The following is a 366-nucleotide window of genomic DNA, read 5'->3' on the forward strand; positions in this document are numbered from 1 at the left end:
ATCCGGTGAAGGGCCGGGCGGTCCCGAAGGTCCTGTTCACGTTCGGTCGTGAGGACGACCTCGACCGGGACGCGGTCAAGCGCCTGGTCGCGTCTCTATCGAGGCTGCTGGAGCCGGGCGATGCGCTGGCCTCGACCGCGGCGGGAGACCTGGAGTTCGTCTCCTCGGTCCCGTTCGGCGGCGCCTACGTTCTCGATCATCTGTGGCGGCGGCTGCGGATCGACAAGATCGTCGGCCGTGTGGGGCAACCCAAGCGGGGCCGGCGCCGGGACATGACCGTAACCGAGCGGGTGCTGTTCGCCCTGGTCGCCAACCGGGCCCTGGCCCCGTCGTCCAAGCTGGCCGCCGCGGACTGGATCACTCACG

The 366-nt window shown here is 70.2% G+C and carries 1 pseudogene; it reads left to right on the forward strand.

The features are described from left to right. Positions 1–366 (forward strand): annotated as a pseudogene (locus RM590_RS35840) (IS1634 family transposase); the annotation flags it as partial.

The organism is Streptomyces litchfieldiae (genome assembly GCF_031845365.1).
GTDB lineage: Bacteria > Actinomycetota > Actinomycetes > Streptomycetales > Streptomycetaceae > Streptomyces > Streptomyces litchfieldiae.